This window comes from Isoptericola croceus, from assembly GCF_029382255.1.
GTDB lineage: Bacteria > Actinomycetota > Actinomycetes > Actinomycetales > Cellulomonadaceae > Isoptericola > Isoptericola croceus.
On the sequence record NZ_JARLLG010000307.1, the window covers coordinates 1 to 269 of the forward strand.

At 55.4% G+C, this 269-nt stretch carries 1 protein-coding gene; it reads left to right on the forward strand.

Features of this window, described 5'->3' with window-relative positions; translation table 11 throughout:
* Positions 1-85 precede the first annotated feature (85 nt).
* On the forward strand, positions 86-269 hold a 184-nt coding region (locus tag PZC42_RS24735; protein ID WP_277214187.1), incomplete at its 3' end, for a hypothetical protein.

Consider the following 269-nt stretch of genomic DNA (forward strand, 5'->3'; position numbering starts at 1 on the left):
TCATGCTGTAGCTGAGCTTGGTGAAGAAGTTAGGCTCAAATGCTGTGGTGGGCGATGAGCTGCTGGGTCGGTTTGTGAAGAGACCATGGCAGATACCAATGAACCAGATAAGGCCACTGAAGATGGAGACGACCCAAAGGCCTGTGAGCTGGTCAGTGCGCCGAAGCATGTGGTACATGAAAGCAGCCATGAGCGCAGCCCCAATGCCACCAATGGCAGTGCAATACAGGGTGAGCTGACTGGCAGCAGCACGACGGCGAAGGACAAGG